Source organism: Mycolicibacterium sp. CBM1, assembly GCF_054073305.1.
The window spans coordinates 21,454-45,565 of the sequence record NZ_JBSXPP010000005.1 but is presented as its reverse complement, the minus strand read 5'-3'; the positions used below and the strand labels follow the sequence as shown (position 1 = coordinate 45,565).

Here is a 24,112-nt window from a genome sequence, read left to right as displayed (position 1 = left end):
CGACGTCAGGTGGTCAGCGCGACCGAGGCCTCGGCGGTGTAGCACAGGAACGTCAACGTCTCCTGCAGGTACAGCTGCACCGAGTCCGCGTCATGGCTGAGGTACCCGATGGCGACGTCGGTGCCCAGCTGTAGGTCGAAGTCGCCGCCCCGGGTGCTGAGCACGAACGCGCCGTCGATGGCCGGCGCCCAGATGATTTCGCCGTCCACCAGCCGGTTGAGGTGCTCGCGGAGCGGATAGCCGTGCTCGGTGGTTTCGCTGACCTTGGTGTAGGCGTCGGCGGACAGCAGCACCGAATAGGGGCCGTCCACACCGGCGAGCCGAAGCTCGGACAGCGCCTGGGCGAAGACGTCGGGATATTCGCGGGCGTCCTCGGGCAGGGCCAGCGCCGGATTCGAGCTGGAGCTGCGGATGCCGTCGATGGACGCTGCCGCGTAGCCCTCGAAGATCGCCCGGTCCTCGATGAACGCCAGCTTCTTGGCGGCATCCTTGACCGGATCCCAGTCGGAGTCCTGGGCGCCGCGCTCGACATCGTCGATGGCGGTGCGCGACACCGTGAAGGGGACTCGCAGCCGCACCAGCGGCTTGGCTTCCCGCAGGTGGGCCACCACCCCGTCGGCCGGCGCGGGCACGTCGCGCAGGTGTCCGGTGCTCACCGCCGCGGTGACCGGGCCGCTTGGATCGCTGACGTCGACGACGCGACGGCCCGCGATGTGGCGCTTGAAGGTCCGGGTGGCCTCCAATTCGATTTCGCTCCAAGCGGCTTCGGTGATCGGGGCAAGCTCGCGGTAAAGGTTGTTCATCAAGATTGTCCTTTCAGGCTGCCGATCGCCAATGAGCCGTCGGAAGGGGTTGCGGTGGCGGGGGGAGCTGCCGCCGGGTCGTCGGGTCCCGGCATCGGCGGCGGGTCGTCGAGGAAGTCGGTGATCGGGGTGAAGAAAAGGCCACCGGTCAGGGCCGTGGAAAAGTCCAGGATGCGGTCGGTGTTGCCCGGCGGGTCGCCGATGAACATGTTCTCCAGCATCTTCTCGGTGACGCCGGGAGACCGGGAATAGGCGATGTAGTAGGTGCCGTACTCGCCCTTGCCGACCTCGCCGAACGGCATGTTGTGCCGCACGATCTTCAGCTCGTTGCCCTCGGCGTCGGAGATGACGTTGAGGGCGACGTGGGAGTTGGCCGGCTTGACGTCGTCGGCTAGTTCGATGTCCTCGAGCTTGGTGCGCCCGATGACGCGTTCCTGCTCGGTGACCGACAGCGACTCCCACGATCCCATGTCGTGGACGTACTTCTGCACGTGCACGTAGCAGCCGCCGGCGAAATCGGGGTCCTCGTCGCCGATCTGGCTGGCGCCGACCGCCAGCGGCCCGGCCGGGTTCTCGGTGCCGTCGACGAAACCCAACAAGTCGCGGTTGTCGAAGAACTTGAAGCCGTGCACCTCGTCGACGATGGTGATCGCCCCGGCCATCGCCTTGACCACCCGCGCCGCCAGTTCGAAGCACACGTCGAGCACCTCGGCGCGGATGTGGAACAACAGATCGCCCGGTGTCGACGGGGCGTGGTGCCGGGCGCCGCGAAGTTCGACGAACGGATGCAGGTCCGCAGGCCGCGGCCCGGCGAACAACCGATCCCAGGCGTGGGCGCCGATCGAGGTGACCATCGACAGATTCTTGGACGGATCGCGGAAGCCGATCGCGCGGACCAGGCCGGCCAGATCGGGCAGCGCATCGTGCACCGCCTCCTCGCCGCCGTCGTCGATGGTGGCCACCAGGAAGATCGCGGCTGGGGTCAGCGGCGCCAGTACCGGTTGGGGTAGCGGGGAAGGCACCGTGTGACCCTATCCAACCAGGCGTCGGCGATGATGGTGAACATGTCCACAGGTGCCAGTGCGCACGGCTTGTGCGAGTTCGTCGACGCGTCTCCCTCGCCTTTCCACGTCTGCCAGACGGTGGCCCTGCGGCTGCGGGCCGCCGGTTACACCGAGCTCGCCGAAACCGATCGGTGGCCGCAGCGCGCGGGACGGTTCTTCACTGTGCGGGCCGGCTCGCTGGTCGCCTGGAACGGTGCGGACGGCACCCAGAGCGGTGGGGACCGCGGGCGGCCGTTCCGCATCGTCGGTGGGCACACGGACAGCCCCAATCTGCGGGTCAAACAACACCCGGATCGGGCGGTCGCCGGCTGGCAGGTGGTCGCGCTGGAACCGTACGGCGGAGCGTGGCTGAACTCCTGGCTGGATCGCGATCTCGGGATCAGCGGGCGGCTGTCGGTGCGCGACCCGGACGCCGACGGCGGGGTGTCGCACCGGCTGGTACTCATCGACGAGCCGATCCTGCGGGTACCGCAGCTGGCGATCCACCTCGCCGAGGACCGGTCGGCGGTGAAGCTCGACCCGCAGCGGCACGTCAACGGGGTGTGGGGACTCGGGGACGTGCCCCGTTCGTTCCTGGCCTTTGTCGCCGATTGGGCTGGGGTGTCGGCCGGCGACCTGCTGTCCGCGGATCTGATGACCCACGATCTGAGCCCGTCGGCGCTGATCGGTTCGAACGGGGAGTTCGTCAGCGCCCCCCGACTGGACAACCAGGGCACCTGCTACGCCGGGCTGGAGGCGTTCCTGGCCGCCGAACCGCGCGGATACCTGCCGGTGCTGGCGCTGTTCGACCACGAAGAGGTCGGGTCGACCTCCGACCACGGCGCGCAATCCGACCTGCTGCTCACCGTGCTGGAACGGATCGTGCTGGCCGAGCGCGGCGACCGGGAGGACTTCCTGCGCCGGCTGACCGCCTCGATGGTCGCCTCCGGCGATATGGCGCACGCGACGCACCCCAACTACCCCGACCGCCACGAGCCGTCCCATCAGATCGCCGTCAACGGTGGGCCGGTGCTCAAGGTGCAGCCCAACCTGCGCTACGCCACCGACGGCCGCACCGCCGCCGCGTTCGAACTCGCCTGCCGGCAGGCCGGCGTGCCGCTGCAGCGCTACGAGCATCGCGCCGACCTGCCGTGCGGGTCGACGATCGGTCCGATGACCTCGGCCCGCACCGGCATCCCCACCGTCGACGTCGGGGCGGCGCAGCTGGCCATGCACTCCGCCCGGGAACTGATGGGTGCCGCCGACGTCGCCGCGTATGCCGCCGCGTTGCAGGCGTTTTTGGCGCCGGAGTAAATACCCCAGGCCACTCACGCGTTTGCTCGATCGCGCCGCGGTTCGGCGTGCTCTGTCTCGCACCGCGCCGCTGCGCGGGCAATAATCACTCCCGTGCTGTGGACGGTCGCCGGGATCGCCGCCACGATCGTCGCCTGGTCGCTGGTCGCCCGCCGGTTACAACGGTGGGGCATCACGCCGGTGATGACGCTGGTGTTCGCCGGCGGCCTGGTCGGGTTCGCCACCAACGACGCGTTCGCCATCGCCATCGACGCGCATGCCGTCGAACCCGTCATCGAAACCATCCTCGCGATAGTGCTTTTCGAGCATGCTGCCGGAATCCGCGGCGGCTTCTTCGGCGGGCAGGCCAAGCTGGCGTTGCGAATGCTGTTCGTCGCCTTGCCGATCAGCCTGGCCTTGGCCGTCGTCATCGGGATGGGCTTACTGCCGGGGTTGTCCTGGCCGATGCTGTTGGTGATGGCATGCGTGGTCGTCCCCATCGACTTCGCGCCTGTGGTGTCGTTCCTCCACGACGAACGTATTCCGCTGCGGGTGCGGCAGATGTTCAACGTCGAAGAGGGATATGCAGACGGCGTCGTCGCCCCGGTCTACCTCTTCGCCCTCTCGCTTGCCACGGGCCAACACACCAAAACCGAGAGCGTCGTGAACGCGCTGCGGCAGGGACTGCCGCACCTGGTCCTCGCGATCGGGCTCGGATTGGCGGTCGGGGCGGGTCTGGCGTGGCTGGCCAACGTGGCCGACAACCGTTCCCTCATGACCGAGCAGTCCCGGCGGGTTCTCGTGGTCGGGGCTCCGGTGCTGACGTACGTGGTGAACGTGGGCTTGCACGGCAACGGATTCGTCGCCGCGTTCGTCTGCGGTATCGCCTACAACAGCGTGCGGCGCTACATCGACGACAGCCGGGAGCATGACTTCATCCACGACGTCAACTTTCTGCTCACCGCGGTGGTGTGGTTCTCCTTCGGCGCGGTCGCCTGGTTCGTCCTCGAAGACGGGGTGGAGCTCACTCAGGTGCTGTACGGCTTGCTCGTACTGACGGTCGTCCGCGCGGTACCGGTGACCCTGGCGCTGCTGGGCTCGGGGCTGTCGCGGCCGGAGCGAACATTGCTGGCCGGGCTGGGGCCCAGCGGCACTGCCAGCATCGCCCTGGGCTTGTTGGCCTACAGCGTGCTGCCCGACGACCCTGCCGACACCCTGCTCACCGTGATGGTCATCGTCGTGCTCGGCAGCGTGGTGATCCACGGTGTGGTGGGGCCGGCCCTGGTGCGGCGCGCATCGGTGCGCCGCGAGGCGGACCCGGAGGCGGTGGCCAACCCGGTCCAGCACTCGTGAGATATGCGTATTGACATGAGACTGGCATCTCATTAACGTCTGATCGTCCCGCCGACGATCGCCCGAGGAACGCCATGGCACTGACCCGCGCCGAGATGGATCGCAAGCTCGACGAGCATTTCCACTTCGAAGCCGCCGACGATGTCGACGGTGTCCTGGCGACGCTGGCAGCCGATGTGGAACACGACATCGTGGGCTCACCCGCCGGACCCACCCGTGGCCGCGACGGTGCCCGAGCCTTTTACGAAGGCCTGTTCTGTGACCTCTCCGAGGGATCGATGCACACCGTCCGGCGGCTCTACGGCGAGAACTTCGTCGTCGACGAATCGGTGTGGCGCGGCCGTGCACCGGGGCGGCCCTTCGGCCTGGCGGGCAACAACCGGCCCCTCGAGTTCCGGCTGCTGCACGTCATTGACTTCGCCGACGGCGGTGACATCCAGCGCGAGAACGTGTGGGTCGACTTGGCGGCCATCATCGCCCAGCTGTCGCAGGCCTGAGTCGGTGGGCGAGGCGGTGTCGGGTCGGCACAATCAGCGGGCCCGCACCCGAAAAGACTTGCTGGAGGCGGCATCCCGGTTGCTTCGCCAGGGCCGTAAGATCACCGTCGAAGATGTCGCCGTGCACGCGCAGGTGTCGCGCGCGACGGCCTACCGCTACTTTCCCAACGCCGAGATGCTGATCGTCGAGGCGACGCTGGACTGGGCGATGCCCGACGCTGGCGAGCTGTTCGCCGGGGCTTCCGATGACCCGGTCGAACGGCTGGAGCGCCTCGACGAGGCGCTCGCCGACATGATCGCCGCCAACGAGCCGGCCTTCCGGGTCATGCTCGCGCAGTCGTTGCAGCGGACCGGCGACTACCCCGTGCGCCAGAACCGGCGGGCCGCGCTCATCGAGGCCGCGCTGGCGCCGGCCCGCGACCAATTCCGGCCCGATGCCCTGCCCGCGCTGGCGAGTGCGCTGGCGGTGATGATCGGCACCGAGTCGATGGTGGCCTTCACCGATGTCCTGCAGCTGGCGCCCGCCCGCGCTCGGGAGGTCCGGCGGTGGGCGATCCGAGCGCTGGTCGAAGCGGCTCGAATCGCCGAATCCTGATATGGCCGATCCGCAAACTAGACTGTGCGTGTGACATCTGGGCTCTCTGGAGCAGTCGACACCGTCGACCACGCGGCCACCACCCCCGACCACCCGCAGCCGTACCGTGAACTCGGCCTCAAGGACGACGAATACCAGCGGATCCGCGACATCCTCGGCCGCCGGCCCACCGACGCGGAGCTGGCGATGTATTCGGTGATGTGGAGCGAACACTGCTCCTACAAGTCCTCCAAGGTGCATCTGCGCTACTTCGGTGAGACCACCACCGACGAGATGAAGGCCGCGATGCTGGCCGGCATCGGGGAGAACGCCGGCGTGGTGGACATCGGCGACGGCTGGGCGGTGACCTTCAAGGTGGAGTCGCACAACCACCCGTCCTACGTCGAGCCCTACCAGGGGGCGGCGACCGGCGTCGGCGGCATCGTGCGCGACATCATGGCAATGGGGGCGCGACCGGTCGCGGTCATGGACCAGCTGCGCTTCGGCGCGGCCGACGCCCCCGACACCCGCCGGGTGCTCGACGGTGTGGTCCGCGGCATCGGCGGCTACGGCAACTCGCTCGGCCTGCCCAACATCGGCGGCGAGACCGTCTTCGACGCCTCCTATGCCGGCAACCCGTTGGTCAACGCGTTGTGCGTCGGGGTCCTGCGTAAGGAAGACCTGCATCTGGCGTTCGCCTCCGGCGCCGGCAACAAGATCATCCTGTTCGGCGCGCGTACCGGCCTGGACGGTATCGGTGGGGTGTCGGTCCTGGCATCGGACACCTTCGGCGGTGACGAGGGCTCCGGCCCGGGCCGCAAGAAACTACCCAGCGTGCAGGTCGGCGATCCCTTCATGGAGAAGGTCCTCATCGAATGCTGCCTGGAGCTGTACGCCGCCGGGCTGGTGATCGGCATCCAGGACCTCGGTGGCGCCGGATTATCCTGTGCCACTTCGGAGTTGGCGTCCGCCGGTGACGGCGGAATGGCCATCGAGCTGGACAAGGTGCCGCAGCGGGCGGCCAACATGACCCCCGCCGAGATTCTGTCCAGCGAGTCGCAGGAACGCATGTGCGCGGTGGTGGCCCCAGAGAACGTCGAGGCGTTCATGGCCGTCTGCCGCAAGTGGGAGGTGCTGGCCACGGTCATCGGCGAGGTCACCGACGGCGACCGACTGCAGATCAGCTGGAACGGCGAATGCGTCGTCGACGTCCCGCCCCGAACGGTGGCCCACGAGGGCCCGGTCTACCAGCGGCCGGTGGCCCGTCCCGACTCGCAGGACGCGCTCAACGCCGACACCTCGGCCGCCCTGCCGCGCCCGTCGACCGGTGCCGAGCTGCGCGCGACTTTGCTTGCGCTGGTGGGCAGTCCGCACCTGTGTAGCCGTGCCTTCATCACCGAGCAGTACGACCGCTACGTGCGTGGCAACACCGTGCTCGCCGAGCATGCCGATGGCGGCGTGCTGCGCATCGACGAGGCGACCGGCCGCGGCATCGCGGTGTCCACCGATGCCTCGGGCCGCTACACCCAGCTCGATCCGTACACCGGCGCGCAGCTGGCGCTGGCCGAGGCGTATCGCAACGTCGCGGTCACCGGTGCCACACCCATCGCGGTGACCAACTGCCTCAACTTCGGCTCGCCGGAGGATCCCGGTGTGATGTGGCAGTTCTCGCGGGCAGTTCGTGGATTGGCCGATGGGTGTGCGGCCCTTGGCATTCCGGTGACCGGTGGCAACGTCAGCTTCTACAACCAGACCGGGGCGACGCCGATCCTGCCGACCCCGGTCGTCGGCGTGCTGGGCGTGATCGACGATGTGAGCCGGCGGCTGCCGACCGGTCTGGGCAACGAGCCGGGTGAGACGTTGTTCCTGCTCGGTGACACCCGTGACGAGTTCGACGGGTCGATCTGGGCCCAGGTCACCGCCGATCACCTCGGTGGTGTGCCGCCGAAGGTGGATCTGGCGCGCGAGAAGCTGCTCGCCGAGGTGCTGACCGCGGCATCGCGCGACGGATTGGCCTCGGCGGCGCACGACCTGAGCGAAGGCGGCCTGGCCCAAGCGGTGGTCGAAGCGGCGCTGGCCGGCGAAACCGGTTGTCGCATCCTGCTTCCGAGTGACTCTGACCCGTTCGTCATGCTGTTCGCGGAGTCCGCCGGCCGGGTCCTGGTCGCGGTTCCCCGCACCGAGGAGAGTCGCTTCACGGCGATGTGCGAGGCACGTGATCTACCGGCCACCAGGATCGGTGTGTCCGACCCAGGCTCGGATTCGATCGAGGTGCAGGGACTATTCACGGTGACGCTCGAGGAGCTGCGCACCACCTCCGAGAAAGTGCTGCCCGGACTCTTCGGATGACCAGCGCGGTCGACGACGTCACCGGCGAGGTCGCGACCCCGCCTGAGTCGAAGCGTCGCCGCGAATCACTGATCGAGTGGGCATGGAGTCTGGTGCGCCTCGACTTCACCGGGGTGGGGTCGGGCGCGCTGTTCTTCTGCCTGTCCCTGACCCCGTCGCTGATGCCCCGCGACTGGTTTCTGGCCGGGCTCATCGGCGGCATCAACGCTGCGATCGGATACGGGATCGGCGTGCTGGCCGGTGTGGTCGTGCGTCGCCTATTCCTCGTCCACCGCCCCTGGTGGCCGCCGAGCCCGAAGGTCCTCTACGGCCTGAAGGCCGCGACGGTCGTGCTGTCCATCGCCGCCAGCGTGCTGATGCTGATTCCCGCGGCGGCCTGGCAGCGCCAGATCTCCGCCGTGATGGGCATCGAAGGGTTCTCGACGCCGCTGTATCTGCGTGCCCTGGTCGTGGCCCTGGTCGCCGGTGGAGTGTTGGTCGGTGTGGCGCGGGTGATCCGGGACGCGGTGCGGTATCTGGCCCGGCTGATGATCCGGCGCTGGCACCTCAACGACGAGGTTGCGATGTTCATCGGAACCGCAATCGTGGTTGTGCTCGTTATCATGCTGGTCAACGGGGTGCTCTACCGTGGCTTCATCGCTGCCGCCAGCGCGGTCTTCCAACCGGAGAACAACACCACCCGCCCCGGCGTCTCGCAACCATTGCAAGCCGAAAGGTCTGGCAGCCCAAGCTCGTTCGCGCCATGGGACACCCTCGGCTTCCAGGGCCGCAATTTCGTGGCCACCGGACCGCATGCCGACGAACTGACCGAGCTCAACGCCCGGCCCGCCAAGGAACCGATCCGGGTCTACGCCGGTCTGCAGACTGCGGACACCATCGATGGACAGATCGCCGTTCTGCTCTCGGAGTTGCAGCGCACCAGGGCATTCGAGCGCAAAGTGTTGGTCATCGTTCCGACTACGGGCACCGGCTGGGTGGATCCGGTGGCGGCCCGTTCCATCGAATCGATGTACAACGGCGACACCGCGCTCGTGGCCATGCAGTATTCCTATCTGCCGAGCTGGATCTCGTTCCTCGCCGACCGGCAGAAGTCGGTGGTGGCGGGCCGGGCGATGATCGACGCTATCCACCGGCGGTGGCTGCAATGGCCCGAGGCGAGCCGCCCACAGTTGGTGCTCTACGGCGAAAGCCTGGGTTCGATGGCCGGCCAGGGCGCCTTCGGGTACTTGCCCGACGTCGTCGACATGGGGTTCTCGGCGGTGCTGTGGGTGGGGCCGCCCAATGCCAGCGCGTTGTGGAACGCGTTGACTGCCAGGCGAGATCCGGGCAGCCCGGAGTACCAACCGCGCTACGACGCAGGCCGGACCGTGCGGTTCGCGCAGGCGGCAGGCCCCGCGGAGATCGCCGCCGTCGCGGCGTCGCCGCCGTGGCAGAGCCCGCGCGTGCTCTTCCTTCAGCACCCGTCCGACCCGGTGGTGTGGTGGTCGCCCGAACTGCTCTTCGAACGACCCGACTGGTTGACCGAACCGCCCGGGTTCGACCGCAGTGCCCTGATGCGCTGGTATCCGATCATCACGTTCTGGCAGGTCAGCGCCGACATGGCCGGCAATGTCACCAGTGCGCAGGGATCGCCGGTCGGCCATGGCCACAACTACGGCGACAGTCAGCTCGACGGCTGGGTCGCCGTCGCGGCGCCACCGGGCTGGCGCGCCGAGGACACCGATCGGATCCGGCGCTCGCTGGACAGGTCAATCGCCGCCGGTGGGCCCGAATTCCAATGATCACCAAGGATTCCGGCACCCCCGGCGTGCGTGCGATCGTCAGCACCGCACTGGCGGGGGCGGTCGGCGCGACATTGGGTCTGCGGCCACCGCAGATGTGGTCAGGGCTGCGGTTCGGCGGTGCGGCAGCGGCGGTGGTGGTGGCGATTGTCGCGGCGACGACGTCGTCGACCCGCGTCCGCGTCGGCATGGCGGAGCGCCGCATCCCGGCGAACGTCAGGCGCTGGATGGTGCTGGAGATCCCGGTCGCCACGGCGTGGACCGAAGAGATGCTCTTTCGCGGCGTGCTTGAGAGCCTCGGCCGCCGAGCGGTCGGACCGACCGGTGGCCGGCTGCTTCAGGCCGTCCTGTTCGGGCTCTGGCACATCCCCGACGCCAGGCGGGTCGGCGACTCGGTGATCGGCACCATCGTCGTGACGGGCTCGGCTGGCTGGGTGTTCGGCTGGCTCACGCAGCGCTCGGGCAGTGTGCTGGCGCCGGTGCTGGCGCACCTGGCGGTCAACGAAACGGCGGCGGTGGCCGCCCTGCTGGTGCAGCGGCGCCGGGCGCTCCGGTAGGTCAGTCGCCCGCGGTCGACACGTCGCGACTGTCGGGCACCAATTCGTGCGGTTCGGTCTCGGTGTCGTCGATACCGAAGCTGATGACGCGTTTGGGCGTAATCCTGATTAGCGCCTCGCCCGTAGCGTCCTGCGCCTGCTGCGCGGTTCCGCGGATCTCCAGGCAGCGCACCCGCCACGGGTCGTGCGAGACGATGTCGTCGACCACGAACGCCACGGTGTTGTTGGCGGCGATGTTGCGGAATTTGCGACTCTTCGCCATGTTGTGGCCGATGACGTCGATGGTGGCGAGTTCGGCGTTGTAGCTGAAGCCGACGGGGCTGTTCTGCAGGGTGCCGTCGGGCTGCGCGGTGGCCAATCGTCCGAGGTCCGCCGAGGCCAGGAACTCGATCTCATGGGCTTTGAAGGGACTTGCGGTAGCCATGAGCCGACCGTAGAACCTCAACTCTGGTTGATGTCAACGCCACCGCGGTCGTCATACTCGATGCCATGCCCGCCCGCCGCAGCGCCGACCCGGAGGCCACTCTGGCCGCGGTCCGCCTCGTCGCCGCGTGGCTGCGTGACGACGAAGCGCCCACCCCGGATCGAGCGGCGATCGCCCACGCGGTGCGGCTCACGGCACGCACCCTCGCCGGGATGGCCCCCGGCGCCAGCGTCGAGGTGCGGGTCCCGCCCTTTGTTGCGGTGCAATGCATTTCCGGGCCCCGGCACACCCGGGGCACACCACCCAATGTGGTGGAGACCGATCCGCGGACCTGGTTGCGGTTGACGACGGGCCTGCTCGGGGTCCAGGAGGCCACCGACATGGGTGCCCTGCGCCTGTCCGGGTCGCGAGCCGGTGAAGTGGCGGCCTGGCTCCCCGTGGTGACACTCGGTGACTGACCGGTCGACACTGGCCGTTCAATTCCGCGTTTCCAGCTGATGCCCGTAAACTGGTCTATGTCACTACCCCCTGCCAGGGAGCAGCCCATATCGTGACCGACGTAGTTGAAAACGAACCTCGGGAAGAGTGCGGCGTCTTCGGCGTGTGGGCTCCCGGCGAGGATGTAGCCAAACTCACTTATTACGGCCTCTATGCCCTGCAACACAGGGGCCAGGAGGCGGCCGGGATCGCGGTCGCCGACGGATCGCAGGTGCTGGTCTTCAAGGACCTGGGTCTGGTCAGTCAGGTGTTCGACGAACAGACCCTGGCCGCTATGGAGGGCCACGTGGCCATCGGCCACTGCCGATACTCCACGACCGGCTCTACCACCTGGGAAAACGCTCAACCGGTGTTCCGTAATACCGCCGCAGGCACCGGAATCGCCTTGGGGCACAACGGGAATCTGGTCAACACCACCGAGCTGACGGCTCGCGCCCGGGAGGCCGGACTCATCAACCCGCACATGCCGGGCGCGGCGACCACCGACTCCGACATCCTCGGCGCGCTGCTGGCACACGGTGCGGCCGACTCCAGCATCGAGCAGGCCGCCCTGAAGCTGCTGCCCGGCGTGCGCGGCGCCTTCTGTCTGACGTTCATGGACGAGAACACCCTCTATGCCGCGCGGGATCCGTTCGGGGTACGGCCGCTGTCGCTGGGCCGGCTGGACCGCGGCTGGGTGGTGGCCTCGGAGACCGCGGCCCTCGACATCGTCGGTGCGTCCTTCGTCCGCGACATCGAGCCCGGTGAATTGCTCGCCATCGACGCCGACGGCGTGCGCTCCACCCGGTTCGCCAACCCGACGCCGAAGGGCTGCATTTTCGAGTACGTCTACCTGGCCCGGCCGGACAGCACCATCGTCGGTCGCTCGGTGCATGCCACCCGCGTCGACATCGGCCGGCGGCTGGCCCGCGAGAAGCCGGTCGAGGCAGATCTGGTCATCGGCGTACCGGAATCGGGCACGCCTGCCGCGGTTGGATACGCGCAGGAATCCGGAATCCCGTTCGGTCAGGGCCTGATGAAGAACGCCTACGTCGGCCGCACCTTCATCCAGCCCTCGCAGACCATCCGGCAGCTCGGGATCCGGCTCAAGCTCAACCCGCTCAGAGAGGTGATCCGGGGCAAGCGGCTGATCGTCGTCGACGACTCGATCGTGCGCGGCAACACCCAGCGCGCTCTGATCCGGATGCTGCGTGAGGCAGGTGCGGTCGAGGTGCATGTGCGCATCGCCTCGCCGCCGGTGAAGTGGCCGTGCTTCTACGGCATCGACTTCGCCACACCGGCCGAGCTCATCGCCAATGCGGTCGAGTCCGAGGGCGAGATGCTCGAGGCGGTGCGGCACGCGATCGGCGCCGACAGCCTCGGCTACATCTCCCAGCAGGGCATGATCGCGGCGACCGAGCAGCCGCCGACACGGCTGTGCTGCGCGTGCTTCGACGGCAACTATCCGATCGAGCTGCCCGGCGAGGCCGCGCTCGGCAAGAACGTCGTCGAGCACATGCTGGCCACTGCTGCCCGCACCGGACTGCCGATCCAACCGCTGCAATCCGACAACGACAACGCCTCGGCGTTGCGCCGGCCCTAGCCTGCGCCCACGCGGGTCAGCCCGCCGCCGCGGTCACCTTGCGTACCCGAGCGTCCAGCGTGATCGCCTGCACCGGGCGACCGGCGTACCAGTAGAGCCGGCCCAGCAGACCGCGCGGATAGAAGATCGCCCGCTGCTCGTAGCGGCTGCCGCCGTCCTCGGGCGTGACCCGCATCTCCAGCCACCGGTCCCCGGGGGCGCGATTGCGCGCTCGCAGCCGTAACAACGTGCCCGCTTCGCGTTCCTCGACCGACCAGTGGTGCGGCGCGCTGCTCTCCACGGCTTTCCACAACCGATCGGGGCTGGCGGCCGTGCGCCGCGACCGGGTGTCGGTGTAGATCACCTCGCCGGCCCAGTCGGGGTCGCTGGGCAGCTGCGCGGCGGTCCCGGTGTTCCACGTCGTCTCGATCTCGCCGCGGGCGATGCGTGCCAGCGCGAACGACACCGCCTTGCGGTAGGGGGTCAGCCCCGCGTCCGGTGGCGCGATGATGGTGTCGATGTCGTGATTGGCCATCACCGCGTCACAGTGCAGGGACTCGACCAGCGGCCGGGCCAGACCGGACGGGATCGGGGTGACGAAGCCGACCCACAGGCTCGCGATTCTCGGGGTGAGCACCGGCAGCACCAGCATGTAGCGGCGGCTCAGGCCCGCGACCTCGGCGTAGATCTGCATCATGTCGCCGTACTCCAGGACGTCAGGGCCACCGATGTCCCATGACCGCGACGCCGGCACCTCGACGGTGGCGGCGGCGACTAGGTAGTGCAATACATCCCGAATGGCGATCGGCTGGATCTTGTTGTGCACCCACTTCGGCGTGGTCATCACCGGCAGCCGGTCGGTGAGGTGGCGGATCATCTCGAACGACGCCGACCCCGAGCCGACGACGACGCCGGCCTGCAGCACGACGGTCTCGATGCCGGACGCGATCAGGATCTCGCCGACGGTGGTGCGTGACGCCAGATGGGTGGACAGCTCGGCGCCTTCGGGATGCAGGCCGCTCAGGTAGACGATGCGTCGCACGCCGGCGCGGCGAGCCGCCGTCACGACGTTCTGGGCGGCCCGGCGTTCTTCGGCGGCGAAGTCGGCCGAGGTGCCCATCGAGTGAACCAGGTAGTAGACGACGTCGACGTCGGCGAAGGCCTTTTCCAGGGAGCCGGCGTCACCGAGGTCGCCGCGGGCGACCTCGATCTTGGACCGCCACGGGACGTTCGCGAGCTTGTCGGGGTTGCGCGCCAGCGCGCGTACCGAGAAACCGGCGTCCAGCAGTCGGGGCACCAGGCGCCCGCCGATGTATCCGGTTGCACCTGTCACCAGGCAGCGAGTTGAGTCAGCCGACACGAAACCCCTCCGATCGTCGTATCCGTTATTCGGAGCGGACGCCCAGCTGGATTGCCCTGCGACCGGTCTTGCTAATCCATGCCTACTCGAACGGGCAGCCCGGATTGGGCATATCCACCGCGAGCGGAGCCCCAGCGGGGTCGATGTAGAGCACCCACACGACCAGCGGGACGGAGCCCTCGTTGCGGCCTTCGCGCACATAGCCCGACCCGCTGCGCTCGCTGATCGAGTCGCCGGCCTGGTAGACGCCGTCGATCGAGCAATCCCCGTCGTAGTGGGTCAGGGTGCCTTCCCTGATCAGACCGAACACCTGGCCGGGGTGGTAATGCCAGCCGGTGCTGCCGCCCGGTGCGACGGTGATCTGCCGGGTGACGAAGTCACGGCCGTTGAGCGTGGCCTGCGACATCGTCATCGCCTCGATGCCGCCACTCGGTGTGGCCGACGCCGGGATCGATGTCGACATCACGATCGCAAGTGCGACCGGAACTGTGACCCACGTCAACCGCTGCATGGTGAGCAGCGTGTCACACCGTAGGCGGAACCACCGGCTGGATCAGCCGCGCCCGCTGCGGTCCTCGCCCAGAATGGGCGCCATGGCCTTCTCGGGATGGCCGATCGAGGCGGTCGAGTTCTACGAGGGCCTTGAGGCCGACAACTCCAAGGCCTACCGGGCCGAGCACAAGACGGTCTACGAGCGGCATGTGCGGGCGCCGATGGAGCAGCTGCTCGGTGAGCTGGCCGACGAATTCGGTGAACCCACGCTGTGCCGGCCCCACCGCGACGTGCGGTTCAACAAGGACGACGTGCCCTACAAGAACATCCGCGCATCGACCTGCTTCGGCATAAGGGCATCGCGATGATGAAGACCTGGTCGGTGGGGGCCTGGCTGGGCACCCGCCAAGCCAAGGACCGGGTGGTGACGACGTTGCGGGCCGGGGCGCCGCTGCGCGAATGGCTGGCCCGTCACGTCGGCTGACCCTGGGCCGTACCGGCACCGGTCACTGGACGGTAGCCTTATGCCCGATGACGGATCGCGAGGAAGACAACCACATTTCCTACGCATCGGCCGGAGTGGACATCGAGGCCGGTGACCACGCCGTCGAGCTGTTCAAACCGCTGGCGAAGCGGGCCACCAGGCCCGAGGTGCGCGGCGGGCTGGGCGGGTTCGCCGGCTTGTTCGCGCTGCGCGGTGGATACCGTGAGCCGCTGCTGGCTGCCTCGACCGACGGCGTCGGCACCAAGCTGGCGGTGGCGCAGGCGATGGACAAGCACGACACGGTGGGGCTGGACCTGGTCGCCATGGTCGTCGACGACCTGGTGGTCTGTGGCGCCGAGCCGTTGTTCCTGCAGGACTACATTGCCGTCGGGCGCACGGTTCCCGAGCGTGTCGCCGCGATCGTCGCCGGCATCGCCGAGGGCTGTGTGATCGCCGGCTGCGCGCTGTTGGGCGGGGAGACCGCCGAACATCCGGGCCTGATGGAGCCAGACCACTACGACATCTCGGCCACTGGCGTGGGCGTCGTCGAGGCCGACGACGTGCTGGGCCCCGACCGGGTCCGTCCCGGTGACGTGATCATCGCGATGGGTTCCTCCGGGCTGCACTCCAACGGCTACTCGCTGGCGCGCAAGGTGCTCCTGGAGATCGACCGGATGGACCTGGCGGGCCACGTGGAGGAATTCGGCCGCACCCTCGGCGAGGAACTGCTCGAACCGACACGCATCTACGCCAAGGACTGCCTGGCGCTGGCCGCCGAGACCCAGGTGCGGACGTTCTGCCACGTCACCGGTGGAGGATTGGCCGGCAACCTGGAACGCGTCGTCCCGCACGGGTTGGTCGCCGAACTGGACCGGGGTACGTGGACACCCGCACCGGTCTTCGCCATGATCGGCCAGCGCGGACGCATCGACCGTGCCGAAATGGAGAAGACGTTCAACATGGGTGTCGGCATGGTCGCCGTCGTCGCGCCGGAGGACACCGACCGCGCACTGGCGATTCTGACCGCACGCCACCTGAACTGCTGGACGCTGGGCACTGTCACCAAGGGGAAGGACGGCCCCCGAGCCAAGCTCGTGGGACAGCACCCGCGCTTTTAGAGGTAGAGAGGAGAAAGAGCGGCGGCTCAGCGCCGCCAGCTGTCCTCATCAACCCACGGGTCCTCGTCGAACCCGTCCGAGAATCCGTTGTCGACAGTGTCGGGTCGACTCGAACCCGACCCTGACAGCTCTTGCTGGAGCCGCTCGAAATCGGTCTGCGGGGAGCTATATTTCAGCTCCCGAGCAACCTTGGTCTGCTTTGCCTTTGCCCGGCCGCGGCCCATGGGGGAACCCCCTCGCGCAATAACGGAGCGGCCCGGGATGCAGGCGGCTCCGATCTGTGTGTTCGTTATTGTCCTGCCAACACCTTACCGTGCCCCGGTCCGATGTGCTGGCAGCCCCGTTCGGCGGAGGGCGAACGTCACTGCGCGCCGCGGCGCAGCCTGTCCACAGCCAACCGGCCCGCGCCTACGGCGTCGGCCGCGGGCAGCGATTCGGGGTCGATCTCGGCGGCCACCTGATGCTCGCCACCCGTGGTCAGGGGCGTTTCGGCCGGAATGCCGCGTTTGACCAGAGCCAGCGCGATCGGGCCGAAGTCCACGTGGTCGACGACGGTGCCAAGGCGCCCGACGACACGCCCATCGGCCAGCAGCGGGTCGCCGGTGACGGGCCGCTCACCGGAGCCGTCGAGGTGGACCAGAACCAGCATCCGGGGCGGCTTGCCCAGGTTGTGGACCCGCGCGACGGTCTCTTGCCCCCGGTAGCAGCCCTTGTCCAGGTGGACGGCACCCTGACCGGGCGGGCCGATCCAGCCCACCTCGTGCGGGATCGTGCGTTCGTCGGTGTCCACGCCAAGTCGGGGCCGCTGAGCGGCCACCCGGTGGGCCTCGTAGGTCCACACGCCGGCCCGGCGGACCCCGGCCGCTTCCAATCGGGTCAGCCACTGCGCGGCCTCGGCCCGGGGAACCAGCAGGTCGAGCAGCACCTCGCCGGACTGGGCCGGCATCCGTCGGACAAAGCCGCCGCCGGGCACCGGCACCGCCGTCGACTCGGGCGGAAGCGCGGTCAGGCTCAGCGCGGACAGGATCGCGGGGTCGGCCAACCTCGGGCCGAGCAGGGTGAGCACCGCCAGGTCGGCGGGCGCGACGGAGACGTTGGCCCAGAACACCATCTTGCGCAGGTAGTCCAGCAGTGGTTCGCCCCGCCACGGTTCGGTGTCGAGGTAGGTGACGTCGCCCAGAACGGTCTGCACCCAGTGATCCTCCACACGGCCCTGGCCGTCGAGGCTGAGATTGTCGGTGGACACCCCGTCGCCCAGCTCGCTGACGTGCTGAGTGGAGATCGAGTGCAGCCAGCTGGCCCGGTCTGGTCCGGTCAGCGCGATGACCGCACGGTGGGAGCGATCCACCACGACCGCGTCGAGTTCGGCGGCGCGCTGTTCGCCGAGCGGGTCACCGAAGTGCCAGGTCGCGCCGGCATCCGGAGAGTTGGCAGGGGTGGGGATAGCTGACACATATCAACTCTACGGGCCGGCCAGTACGCTGTGATCTCATGCTCGGAATGCCCACCGGCGTATCGGTGGTAGTCACGCTCGACGGCGAGATTCACGATGCTGCTCAGCCGCTGCTGTTCGCCGACGACCTGGCCGCCGTGCGGGGTGACGGCGTGTTCGAAACATTGCTCGTGCGCGACGGGCGGGCCTGCCTGGTCGAATCCCATCTGCGGCGGCTGGCGCAGTCGGCCAAGCTCATGCAGCTTCCGGAGCCGGATCTGCCGGCGTGGCGGCGGGCGATCGCCGTCGCGGTCGGGCAGTGGACAGCGGGCGGCGCCGACGAAGGCGCGTTGCGGCTGGTGTACAGCCGGGGCCGGGAGAGCGGTTCGCCGCCGACGGCCTACCTGACCGTCAACCCGGTGGCCGACCGGGTGGCCGCCAGCCGACGGGATGGGATCGGCGCAGTGCTGCTGGAACGGGGACTGCCGTCGGCCGGTGCCGACGCGATGCCATGGCTGGTGGCCGGCGCCAAGACCCTGTCCTATGCGGTGAACATGGCCGCGTTGCGGCACGCCGCGGACAAGGGCGCCGGCGACGTGATCTTCGTCAGCACCGACGGCTACCTCTTGGAGGGGCCGCGCTCGACGGTGGTGATCGCCACCGAGTCCGAGGACCGAGCCGGCGGCACCTGCTTCCTCACGCCGCCGCCGTGGTACCCGATTCTGCGCGGCACCACCCAGCAGGCACTGTTCGAGGTCGCTCGCGACAAGGGCTACGAGTGCGATTTCCGGGCGCTGCGGCCCGCGGATCTGCTCACCGCGCAAGGGGTTTGGCTGGTGTCGAGCATTACGCTGGCTGCCCGGGTGCATAGCCTCGACGGTCGCCCGTTGCCGCCCAACCGGCTGGCCGGCGAGGTCGCGGCGTTGGTCGACGCGGCGATCCTCAGTGATCGCTGACCGCGAAAATCTGTTGGCACACTCCGTGTTCCGCGGGTACGGTCGTCGGTACACAGGGAAGGAGGTGGTCCGGAACATTGATAGCGTCTAGGACATGTGAGGTGGCTGCCCGCTAGCAGCACCAGGTGCCGGAATCACCTGCGCCCTGCGCGCGCTGGCGAATTCCAGGCAGCTACCCGGCCCCCGAGCCCCTGGTTCGTCCAACCAGGACTGACTGGCTCGGGGGCCGACCCATATCTGGGGCCGGAACGTCAAGACGGTCAATGCTGGGGTGGCTGGGGTGCCAGCGACGAGCAGGCCTGCAGTCCCTTCGCCCACACGCCGGCGTCGACGCCGGGGGGTGCCGGCGGTGTGCCGCCGGGCTGACCCGCTGCACCGGGCGCGCCCTGTGGCGGTGGCCCGCCCATCGGCGGCTGCCCGCCGGGTCCGCCGGGTCCGCCGGGCCCGCCCTGCGGCGGCGCCGGTACGCCGTTTTGGCTCATGCACGTGGCGAACGGGTCATTCGGTCCGCCCGGTCCGCCGGGATCGCCGGGCGCGGCTACGCTCGTAGCCGAACAGCCCACCACGCCGGTGAGCAGGGCCGCCCCCAAAGCGGCGGCAGTTGCCTGCCGCACCAGTGCAGGTCGGGAAGTGAACACGGGCGTCTCCTCGTTGTCTTGTCTTCGTTGTCGGGTCGTCCGGGAGTTGTCCTGTCATCGCCGAACTCCGCCGACCGTATGCAGCGGCGGTAGGTGCGCAATAGCAGCAAGCTGTGCGATCGCTGTGGGCCCGATGAACCGCGGTGAGCCGATTTCTGGCGCAAGGGCGCGCGGTGCGCGATGATGCCGCGCATGCGTAAAGGCGTGATCACGGTCCTGGCCGGCACGGCTGCCCTGGGAATCCTGGTGGGTTGTTCACCGGCCGAGGAGAAATCGGCGCCGGCCGCGGGTGGCTGCGACAAGGGCTCCTTGCCCACGTTGAAAGCGGGCCTGCTGACCTTCGGCACCGACCAGCCGGCCTACCCGCCGTGGTTCGTCGACGACAACCCGGCCAACGGCAAGGGTTTCGAGTCAGCGGTCGCCTACGCGGTGGCCCGCAAGCTGGGCTATGACACCAAAGACGTTGCATGGGTGCGGGTTCCGTTCAACGCTGCTATCGCACCCGGGCCCAAGACGTTCGACGCGAACCTCAACGAGTTCTCGATCACCGACGAACGCAAGAACGCCGTCGACTTCTCCTCGCCGTACTACGACGTCACCCAGGCCGTCGTCACCGTCAAGTCGTCCCCGGCCGCCAAGGCCACCACGTTGGCCGCCCTGCGAGGCCTGCGGTTGGGGGCGCAGGTCGGCACCACCAGCTACGACGCCGCCGAGGCGCTGGGCACCACCGCACCCGTCGCCGTCTACAACAACAACGACGACGCCAAGGCCGCCCTGACGAATGGGCAGATTGACGCGCTGGTGGTGGATCTGCCCACGGCTTTCGAGGTGCAAAGCGAGCTGACCGACGGCAGCATCGTCGGCCAACTGCCGTCCGGGACCGGGAAGCCGGAAGAATTCGGCATCGTCCTGGACAAGGGCAGCCCGTTGACATCCTGCGTCTCGGGAGCCGTCGATGCGCTGCGCTCCGACGGGACCCTGGCCACCTTGCAGCAACAATGGCTGGCCGAGGCCGGCAACGCACCCTTACTCAAGTGACGGCGCTGGCCGCCGAACGCCTCGCGTACCGGCGATCGAGAGCGCGGCGATCCACCCTGCTCGCGCTGGTGTCGACGGTGATCTTCGCAGCGGTCGCCGTGGTGGCCACCACGGCCTCACCGGGATGGCCCCGGGTCCGCCAGTCGTTCTTCAACCTCCGGGTGGGCTGGGAGAGTCTGCCCGCGGTGCTCGATGGGCTGTGGCTCAACGTGCGGGTCCTGGTCGTCTGTCAGATCCTGATCCTGATCGTCGGGTTGGCGCTGGCGGCGGTGCGTACGCTGCGGGGCCCGGTGTGGTTCCCGGTGCGCGCGCTGGCCACCGGTTACGTCGACTTCTTCCGGGGCCTGCCGCTGATCATCTGCCTGTACCTCGTCGGATTCGGCCTGCCCGGCCTGCGTCTGTCGGGCATCCCCAACAATCCGGTGCTGCTGGGGGGCCTTGCGCTGGTGCTGATCTATTCCGCCTACGTGGCGGAGGTCTTCCGCGCCGGCATCGAATCGGTGCATCCTTCACAGCTGGCGGCGGCGAAATCCCTCGGACTGAACTATCACCGGACCATGCGCCTGGTGATCCTGCCGCAGGCGGCGCGGCGGGTCACCCCGGCGCTGCTCAATGATTTCGTTGCGCTGCAAAAGGATTGCGGTCTCATCTCGGTGCTCGGCGCCGTGGATGCCGTGCGTGCGGCCCAGATCCAGGCGGCCAGCAGCTACAACTTCACGCCGTATGTGGTGGCCGGCCTGCTGTTCGTGGTGCTGGCGGTGCCGTCGGCGCGGCTGGCCGACTGGGCGACGCGGCGTGCCGCCACCCGGCAGGGTGCGCTGTGAGCGGGGCGCCCGTCCTCTCCGTCCGCGGGCTGGTCAAGAGCTACGGCGGCCGCACGGTTCTCGACGGCGTCGACCTCGACGTGGCCGAACATCAGGTGGTCGTGCTCATCGGGGCGTCCGGGTCGGGAAAGTCGACGCTGCTGCGCTGCGTGGACCTGCTCGAGGACATCGACGACGGCCAGATCCTCCTCGACGGCCGGGACATCAGCGACCCGCGCGTCGATGCCGACGCCGAGCGACGGGCGATGGGAATGGTCTTCCAGTCGTTCAACCTGTTCCCGCACATGAGCGTGCTGCGCAACATCACCCTGGCGCCGCGGGTGGTGCACCGCCGCGACCGCGCCGAGGCCGACGAACGGGGCCGCGAACTGCTGGCTCGCGTCGGCTTGGCGGACAAGGCCGACTCGTATCCGGACAAGCTGTCCGGCGGCCAGCAGCAGCGGGTGGCCATCGCCCGCGCCCTGGCCTACGACCCGCGACTGCTGTTACTCGACGAGATCACCAGCGCGCTCGACCCCGAACTCGTCGGCGAGGTCCTCGACCTGGTCGGTGAACTCGCCGCGGCCGGCCGCACCATCGTCATGGCTACCCACGAGATGGGGTTCGCCCGCCAGGTCGCCGACACCGTGTGCTTCCTCGACGGTGGGCGGATCGTCGAATCAGGCTCTGCCGAGCAAGTTTTGACCGCTCCCGAGCATGAACGAACGCAGCAGTTCCTGCGCCGGGTGACCGGCGCGGGGCGCGACGCGACGCCCTGACGACGTCGCAGGCTAGGCGGCGGGGCCCGGGGCCAGCGTCGAGCAGGCCTTCATCGCCTCGTCCCATGTGCCCGGGTCGACGCCGGGCGGCGGGCCCAGCACGGCGGTGCCGGCCGAGTCGGGCACCCCGTGCTCGTGCAGGCAGTGCGCCAGCGATCCGTGCTCGGGAGTGGCGGCGCTGGTGGTAGTCGGCGCCGGACTGATGGCGGTGGGTTGGTTCGGGGCCGGGGCGGGGGCGCAAGCCGAGACCACGGCGGCACCCGCCACGGCGAGGCCGACTGCGATGCGGCCGATCACCCGACGTGCCGGGTCAACCGGGCCGATAGATGGGGGACGAGGCCGCCGTCGGCGTCGACTCGTTCCTCGACGTAGGCGAGGTCGCCGCCCTCGACGATTCCGTAAAGTCGCTTGGCGCCCCCGACCAGCACGCCCGACTTGCTGCGTGCCAGCGCGTCGGTCACCAGTTCCCATGAGGACTGGGTGCGCGGACTGCCATAGAACAACTCGACGTAGCCGGCCGAATGGGCGAGCAGCAGCTCGATGGCCTGTGACTCGCCCGGGTCCGAGGGATCGTCGACGAACCGCCAGAAGCCGGTTTCCCGCAAGCCGGGGGAGTGGTACTCGCCGTCGTCGCCCAGGCGCCACGAGCGGGCTTCCCAGTTCAGATAGTCGCCGCCGTCGTGCGAGACGATGATCTGCTGGCCGAAGCGATAATCACCCTGCGGTCCACGACCCTCGCCCTCACCGCGCCACACCCCCACCAACGGCAGCAGTGCCAGCAGCGCGTCATGCAGGTTGGCCCCCAGGCGCAGGTTGGCGGTGTCCGGCGGGAGCGGCAGGTCGTCGAAAGCCGGGATATTGCGTCCCGCGGTTTCCCTGGCTCGTTGAGCCGCCGCGGCCAGGGCGCGATCGCCGCTGCCGTGGATGTCCTCGGAACTCACGACTCGTCGGTGATCAGTCGATAGAGCGCATACAGCGCGAACCAGGTGATCACAACGACGGTCGCGACGAGCAGGATCTCGTAGAAAAGAACCACGGTGACAGTCTATCCGGGGCTCAGGCGGGATCACCGCCCGAGCCACCTACTCGTCGTCAGGCCCTGTCAGGCGCTGCCCGATGGCCTGACTCCTCAACCGGCTCAGGCGACCTTGATGTCGACCTCGTGCACGCCGGCGCCCGTCGGGGCCACCGTGGCGTCACCATTGCCGACCTTGGACAGCGCGCGCACGGTCCAGGTGCCCGGGGCGGCGAAGAACCGGAAATCGCCGGTCGCCGACGCCACCACCTCGGCGGTGAACTCGTCGCTGGAGTCCAGCAGGCGCACGAACGCACCACCCACGGTCTGCCCGGAGTCGTCCACGACGCGACCCGTGATCACCGTCTCCTTCTCCAGGTCGACGCCGGCGGGCAGGGTCTGTCCTTGTTTAGGCGCAGAGCACATGATCAACTTCCCAACTCGATCGGGGCCCCCACCAGGGAGCCGTATTCGGTCCAACTACCGTCGTAGTTCTTGACGTTCTTGTGTCCCAGCAGTTCCTGGAGCACAAACCAGGTGTGCGACGACCGCTCGCCGATCCGGCAGTAGGCGATGGTCTCCTTCTCGCCGTCCAGGCCGGCGTCGGCGTACAGCTTGGCCAGCTCCTCGTCGGACTTGAAGGTGCCGTCCTCGTTGGCAGCCCTGCTCCAGGGGACGTTGATGGCGCTCGGAACGTGGCCGGGGCGCTGGCTCTGCTCCTGCGGCAGGTGCGCGGGGGCGAGGATCTTGCCGGAGAACTCGTCGGGCGAGCGTACGTCCACCAGATTCTTGGTGCCGATCGCCGCGATCACCTCGTCGCGGAACGCCCGGATGCTGTTGTCGGGCGCCTTGGCGGTGTAGCTGGTGGCCGGTCGGGAGACGGTCTCCGCCGACCATTCGCGGCCGTCGAGCTCCCACTTCTTGCGGCCGCCGTCGAGGAGCTTGACGTCCTCGTGGCCGTACAGCTTGAAGTACCAGTAGGCGTAGGCGGCGAACCAGTTGTTGTTGCCGCCGTAGAGCACCACGGTGTCGTTGTTGGAGATGCCGCGATCGCTGAGCAGCTTCGAAAACTGTTGCGCATCAACAAAGTCGCGCTTCACCGGATCCTGCAGGTCGGTCTTCCAGTCCAGTTTCACCGCACCGGCGATGTGGCCGATGTCGTAAGCGCTGGCGTCCTCGTCGACCTCGACGAAAACAACGTTGGGTGCGTCGAGATTGCTCTGGGCCCAGTCGGTTGAGACCAGGACGTCGGAGCGTGCCATGG

General features: G+C 68.6%; 27 protein-coding genes. 15 read left to right on the top strand and 12 right to left on the bottom strand.

The annotated features are described in order from the left end of the window. Window positions 1-5 precede the first annotated feature (5 nt). Both ACXDF8_RS08265 and ACXDF8_RS08260 read right to left on the bottom strand, forming a co-directional pair. Window positions 6-803: a family 1 encapsulin nanocompartment shell protein gene (locus ACXDF8_RS08265; RefSeq protein ID WP_457222768.1), complete on the bottom strand. Its 798-nt coding sequence runs from the start codon at window positions 801-803 to the stop codon at window positions 6-8. Further along, window positions 803-1,825: a Dyp-type peroxidase gene (locus tag ACXDF8_RS08260; RefSeq protein ID WP_457222767.1), complete on the bottom strand. Its 1,023-nt coding sequence runs from the start codon at window positions 1,823-1,825 to the stop codon at window positions 803-805. The genes ACXDF8_RS08265 and ACXDF8_RS08260 overlap by 1 nt, the downstream gene beginning before the upstream one ends. Before the next feature lie 42 nt (window positions 1,826-1,867). On the opposite strand from ACXDF8_RS08260, the gene ACXDF8_RS08255 reads away from it, so the two are divergent. The 7 genes from ACXDF8_RS08255 to ACXDF8_RS08225 all read left to right on the top strand — a co-directional run bounded on the left by ACXDF8_RS08255 (window position 1,868) and on the right by ACXDF8_RS08225 (window position 10,250). Continuing rightward, entirely contained in the window at window positions 1,868-3,160 is a 1,293-nt protein-coding gene (locus ACXDF8_RS08255) for a M18 family aminopeptidase (RefSeq protein ID WP_457223045.1), read from the top strand. Between the two features lie 93 nt (window positions 3,161-3,253). After that, window positions 3,254-4,492 carry a cation:proton antiporter gene (locus ACXDF8_RS08250; protein ID WP_457222766.1) on the top strand — a complete coding sequence of 413 codons (1,239 nt, stop codon included), beginning with the start codon at window positions 3,254-3,256 and terminating at the stop codon, window positions 4,490-4,492. Window positions 4,493-4,566: 74 nt separating this feature from the next. After that, entirely contained in the window at window positions 4,567-4,989 is a 423-nt protein-coding gene (locus tag ACXDF8_RS08245; protein ID WP_457222765.1) for an ester cyclase, read from the top strand. A gap of 4 nt (window positions 4,990-4,993) precedes the next feature. Continuing rightward, window positions 4,994-5,584, top strand: coding sequence for a TetR/AcrR family transcriptional regulator (locus ACXDF8_RS08240; RefSeq protein ID WP_457222764.1), 591 nt, complete (start codon window positions 4,994-4,996; stop codon window positions 5,582-5,584). A 30-nt stretch (window positions 5,585-5,614) separates the two neighbouring features. Further along, window positions 5,615-7,912, top strand: coding sequence for a phosphoribosylformylglycinamidine synthase subunit PurL (purL, locus tag ACXDF8_RS08235; protein ID WP_457222763.1), 2,298 nt, complete (start codon window positions 5,615-5,617; stop codon window positions 7,910-7,912). Next, on the top strand, window positions 7,909-9,693 hold the full coding sequence (locus ACXDF8_RS08230) for an alpha/beta hydrolase (RefSeq protein WP_457222762.1): 1,785 nt from the start codon (window positions 7,909-7,911) through the stop codon (window positions 9,691-9,693). The genes purL and ACXDF8_RS08230 overlap by 4 nt, the downstream gene beginning before the upstream one ends. Then, window positions 9,690-10,250 (top strand): Rv0804 family intramembrane glutamic endopeptidase, encoded by a 561-nt coding sequence (locus ACXDF8_RS08225; RefSeq protein WP_457222761.1) that lies wholly within the window; start codon window positions 9,690-9,692, stop codon window positions 10,248-10,250. The genes ACXDF8_RS08230 and ACXDF8_RS08225 overlap by 4 nt, the downstream gene beginning before the upstream one ends. Before the next feature lies 1 nt (window position 10,251). On the opposite strand, the gene ACXDF8_RS08220 is transcribed toward ACXDF8_RS08225, so the two are convergent. Continuing rightward, a complete protein-coding gene (locus ACXDF8_RS08220; protein WP_457222760.1) occupies window positions 10,252-10,674 on the bottom strand; it encodes a PPOX class F420-dependent oxidoreductase in 423 nt (140 codons plus the stop codon). Window positions 10,675-10,739: 65 nt separating this feature from the next. On the opposite strand from ACXDF8_RS08220, the gene ACXDF8_RS08215 reads away from it, so the two are divergent. Further along, window positions 10,740-11,132: a sterol carrier family protein gene (locus ACXDF8_RS08215; RefSeq protein WP_457222759.1), complete on the top strand. Its 393-nt coding sequence runs from the start codon at window positions 10,740-10,742 to the stop codon at window positions 11,130-11,132. A gap of 92 nt (window positions 11,133-11,224) precedes the next feature. Then, window positions 11,225-12,754 carry an amidophosphoribosyltransferase gene (gene purF, locus ACXDF8_RS08210; protein ID WP_457222758.1) on the top strand — a complete coding sequence of 510 codons (1,530 nt, stop codon included), beginning with the start codon at window positions 11,225-11,227 and terminating at the stop codon, window positions 12,752-12,754. A 16-nt stretch (window positions 12,755-12,770) separates the two neighbouring features. Here the strand turns inward: purF and ACXDF8_RS08205 are convergent, their stop codons facing one another. Continuing rightward, the gene (locus ACXDF8_RS08205; RefSeq protein WP_457222757.1) at window positions 12,771-14,093 is read right to left on the bottom strand and encodes a DUF2867 domain-containing protein; all 1,323 of its coding nucleotides are present in this window, start codon (window positions 14,091-14,093) and stop codon (window positions 12,771-12,773) included. Between the two features lie 82 nt (window positions 14,094-14,175). Beyond that, on the bottom strand, window positions 14,176-14,604 hold the full coding sequence (locus tag ACXDF8_RS08200) for a cupin domain-containing protein (RefSeq protein WP_457222756.1): 429 nt from the start codon (window positions 14,602-14,604) through the stop codon (window positions 14,176-14,178). A gap of 82 nt (window positions 14,605-14,686) precedes the next feature. Here ACXDF8_RS08200 and ACXDF8_RS08195 point away from each other — a divergent pair, with 82 nt between their 5' ends. Together ACXDF8_RS08195 and purM are read left to right on the top strand one after the other, a co-directional pair. Beyond that, on the top strand, window positions 14,687-14,953 hold the full coding sequence (locus tag ACXDF8_RS08195) for a DUF2461 family protein (RefSeq protein ID WP_457222755.1): 267 nt from the start codon (window positions 14,687-14,689) through the stop codon (window positions 14,951-14,953). A gap of 163 nt (window positions 14,954-15,116) precedes the next feature. Further along, window positions 15,117-16,187 (top strand): phosphoribosylformylglycinamidine cyclo-ligase, encoded by a 1,071-nt coding sequence (gene purM, locus ACXDF8_RS08190; RefSeq protein WP_457222754.1) that lies wholly within the window; start codon window positions 15,117-15,119, stop codon window positions 16,185-16,187. A gap of 26 nt (window positions 16,188-16,213) precedes the next feature. Here purM and ACXDF8_RS08185 read toward each other — a convergent pair whose 3' ends face one another. Both ACXDF8_RS08185 and ygfZ read right to left on the bottom strand, forming a co-directional pair. Continuing rightward, window positions 16,214-16,411, bottom strand: coding sequence for a DUF3073 domain-containing protein (locus ACXDF8_RS08185; protein WP_457222753.1), 198 nt, complete (start codon window positions 16,409-16,411; stop codon window positions 16,214-16,216). Between the two features lie 137 nt (window positions 16,412-16,548). Continuing rightward, window positions 16,549-17,640: a CAF17-like 4Fe-4S cluster assembly/insertion protein YgfZ gene (gene ygfZ, locus ACXDF8_RS08180; RefSeq protein ID WP_457222752.1), complete on the bottom strand. Its 1,092-nt coding sequence runs from the start codon at window positions 17,638-17,640 to the stop codon at window positions 16,549-16,551. 65 nt (window positions 17,641-17,705) lie between these two features. On the opposite strand from ygfZ, the gene ACXDF8_RS08175 reads away from it, so the two are divergent. Next, the gene (locus ACXDF8_RS08175; protein WP_457223044.1) at window positions 17,706-18,575 is read left to right on the top strand and encodes an aminodeoxychorismate lyase; all 870 of its coding nucleotides are present in this window, start codon (window positions 17,706-17,708) and stop codon (window positions 18,573-18,575) included. 260 nt (window positions 18,576-18,835) lie between these two features. Here the strand turns inward: ACXDF8_RS08175 and ACXDF8_RS08170 are convergent, their stop codons facing one another. After that, window positions 18,836-19,213 (bottom strand): hypothetical protein, encoded by a 378-nt coding sequence (locus ACXDF8_RS08170; protein WP_457222751.1) that lies wholly within the window; start codon window positions 19,211-19,213, stop codon window positions 18,836-18,838. Window positions 19,214-19,405: 192 nt separating this feature from the next. Between ACXDF8_RS08170 and ACXDF8_RS08165 the strand changes: the two genes are divergently transcribed. From ACXDF8_RS08165 to ACXDF8_RS08155, 3 genes are read left to right on the top strand one after another with little or no spacing between them, the layout of a single operon-like run. Next, window positions 19,406-20,251, top strand: a complete 846-nt coding sequence (locus ACXDF8_RS08165; protein ID WP_457222750.1) for an ABC transporter substrate-binding protein — start codon at window positions 19,406-19,408, stop codon at window positions 20,249-20,251. After that, window positions 20,248-21,075 carry an amino acid ABC transporter permease gene (locus ACXDF8_RS08160; RefSeq protein ID WP_457222749.1) on the top strand — a complete coding sequence of 276 codons (828 nt, stop codon included), beginning with the start codon at window positions 20,248-20,250 and terminating at the stop codon, window positions 21,073-21,075. The genes ACXDF8_RS08165 and ACXDF8_RS08160 overlap by 4 nt, the downstream gene beginning before the upstream one ends. Then, window positions 21,072-21,833: an amino acid ABC transporter ATP-binding protein gene (locus ACXDF8_RS08155; protein WP_457222748.1), complete on the top strand. Its 762-nt coding sequence runs from the start codon at window positions 21,072-21,074 to the stop codon at window positions 21,831-21,833. The genes ACXDF8_RS08160 and ACXDF8_RS08155 overlap by 4 nt, the downstream gene beginning before the upstream one ends. A gap of 12 nt (window positions 21,834-21,845) precedes the next feature. Here the strand turns inward: ACXDF8_RS08155 and ACXDF8_RS08150 are convergent, their stop codons facing one another. The 4 genes from ACXDF8_RS08150 to ACXDF8_RS08135 form a co-directional block, all read right to left on the bottom strand. Continuing rightward, entirely contained in the window at window positions 21,846-22,130 is a 285-nt protein-coding gene (locus ACXDF8_RS08150) for a hypothetical protein (protein WP_457222747.1), read from the bottom strand. Beyond that, window positions 22,127-22,774 (bottom strand): heme-binding beta-barrel domain-containing protein, encoded by a 648-nt coding sequence (locus ACXDF8_RS08145; RefSeq protein ID WP_457222746.1) that lies wholly within the window; start codon window positions 22,772-22,774, stop codon window positions 22,127-22,129. The genes ACXDF8_RS08150 and ACXDF8_RS08145 overlap by 4 nt, the downstream gene beginning before the upstream one ends. 197 nt (window positions 22,775-22,971) lie before the next feature. Further along, window positions 22,972-23,274: a DUF1416 domain-containing protein gene (locus tag ACXDF8_RS08140; protein ID WP_457222745.1), complete on the bottom strand. Its 303-nt coding sequence runs from the start codon at window positions 23,272-23,274 to the stop codon at window positions 22,972-22,974. Window positions 23,275-23,276: 2 nt separating this feature from the next. Then, on the bottom strand, window positions 23,277-24,110 hold the full coding sequence (locus ACXDF8_RS08135; protein ID WP_457222744.1) for a sulfurtransferase: 834 nt from the start codon (window positions 24,108-24,110) through the stop codon (window positions 23,277-23,279). Window positions 24,111-24,112: the final 2 nt, after the last annotated feature.

What these genes read in the sequence shown, in the direction of transcription:
- ACXDF8_RS08245 (WP_457222765.1), top strand. Translation starts at nt 4,567, where the DNA reads ATGGCACTGACCCGCGCCGAGATGGATCGCAAGCTCGACGAGCATTTC.
- ACXDF8_RS08195 (WP_457222755.1), top strand. Translation starts at nt 14,687, where the DNA reads ATGGCCTTCTCGGGATGGCCGATCGAGGCGGTCGAGTTCTACGAGGGC.
- ACXDF8_RS08225 (WP_457222761.1), top strand. Translation starts at nt 9,690, where the DNA reads ATGATCACCAAGGATTCCGGCACCCCCGGCGTGCGTGCGATCGTCAGC.
- ACXDF8_RS08135 (WP_457222744.1), bottom strand. Translation starts at nt 24,110, where the DNA reads ATGGCACGCTCCGACGTCCTGGTCTCAACCGACTGGGCCCAGAGCAAT.
- purM (WP_457222754.1), top strand. Translation starts at nt 15,117, where the DNA reads ATGACGGATCGCGAGGAAGACAACCACATTTCCTACGCATCGGCCGGA.
- ACXDF8_RS08185 (WP_457222753.1), bottom strand. Translation starts at nt 16,411, where the DNA reads ATGGGCCGCGGCCGGGCAAAGGCAAAGCAGACCAAGGTTGCTCGGGAG.
- ACXDF8_RS08230 (WP_457222762.1), top strand. Translation starts at nt 7,909, where the DNA reads ATGACCAGCGCGGTCGACGACGTCACCGGCGAGGTCGCGACCCCGCCT.
- ACXDF8_RS08265 (WP_457222768.1), bottom strand. Translation starts at nt 803, where the DNA reads ATGAACAACCTTTACCGCGAGCTTGCCCCGATCACCGAAGCCGCTTGG.
- ACXDF8_RS08220 (WP_457222760.1), bottom strand. Translation starts at nt 10,674, where the DNA reads ATGGCTACCGCAAGTCCCTTCAAAGCCCATGAGATCGAGTTCCTGGCC.
- ACXDF8_RS08255 (WP_457223045.1), top strand. Translation starts at nt 1,868, where the DNA reads ATGTCCACAGGTGCCAGTGCGCACGGCTTGTGCGAGTTCGTCGACGCG.
- ACXDF8_RS08165 (WP_457222750.1), top strand. Translation starts at nt 19,406, where the DNA reads ATGCGTAAAGGCGTGATCACGGTCCTGGCCGGCACGGCTGCCCTGGGA.
- ACXDF8_RS08140 (WP_457222745.1), bottom strand. Translation starts at nt 23,274, where the DNA reads ATGTGCTCTGCGCCTAAACAAGGACAGACCCTGCCCGCCGGCGTCGAC.
- ACXDF8_RS08215 (WP_457222759.1), top strand. Translation starts at nt 10,740, where the DNA reads ATGCCCGCCCGCCGCAGCGCCGACCCGGAGGCCACTCTGGCCGCGGTC.
- ACXDF8_RS08200 (WP_457222756.1), bottom strand. Translation starts at nt 14,604, where the DNA reads ATGCAGCGGTTGACGTGGGTCACAGTTCCGGTCGCACTTGCGATCGTG.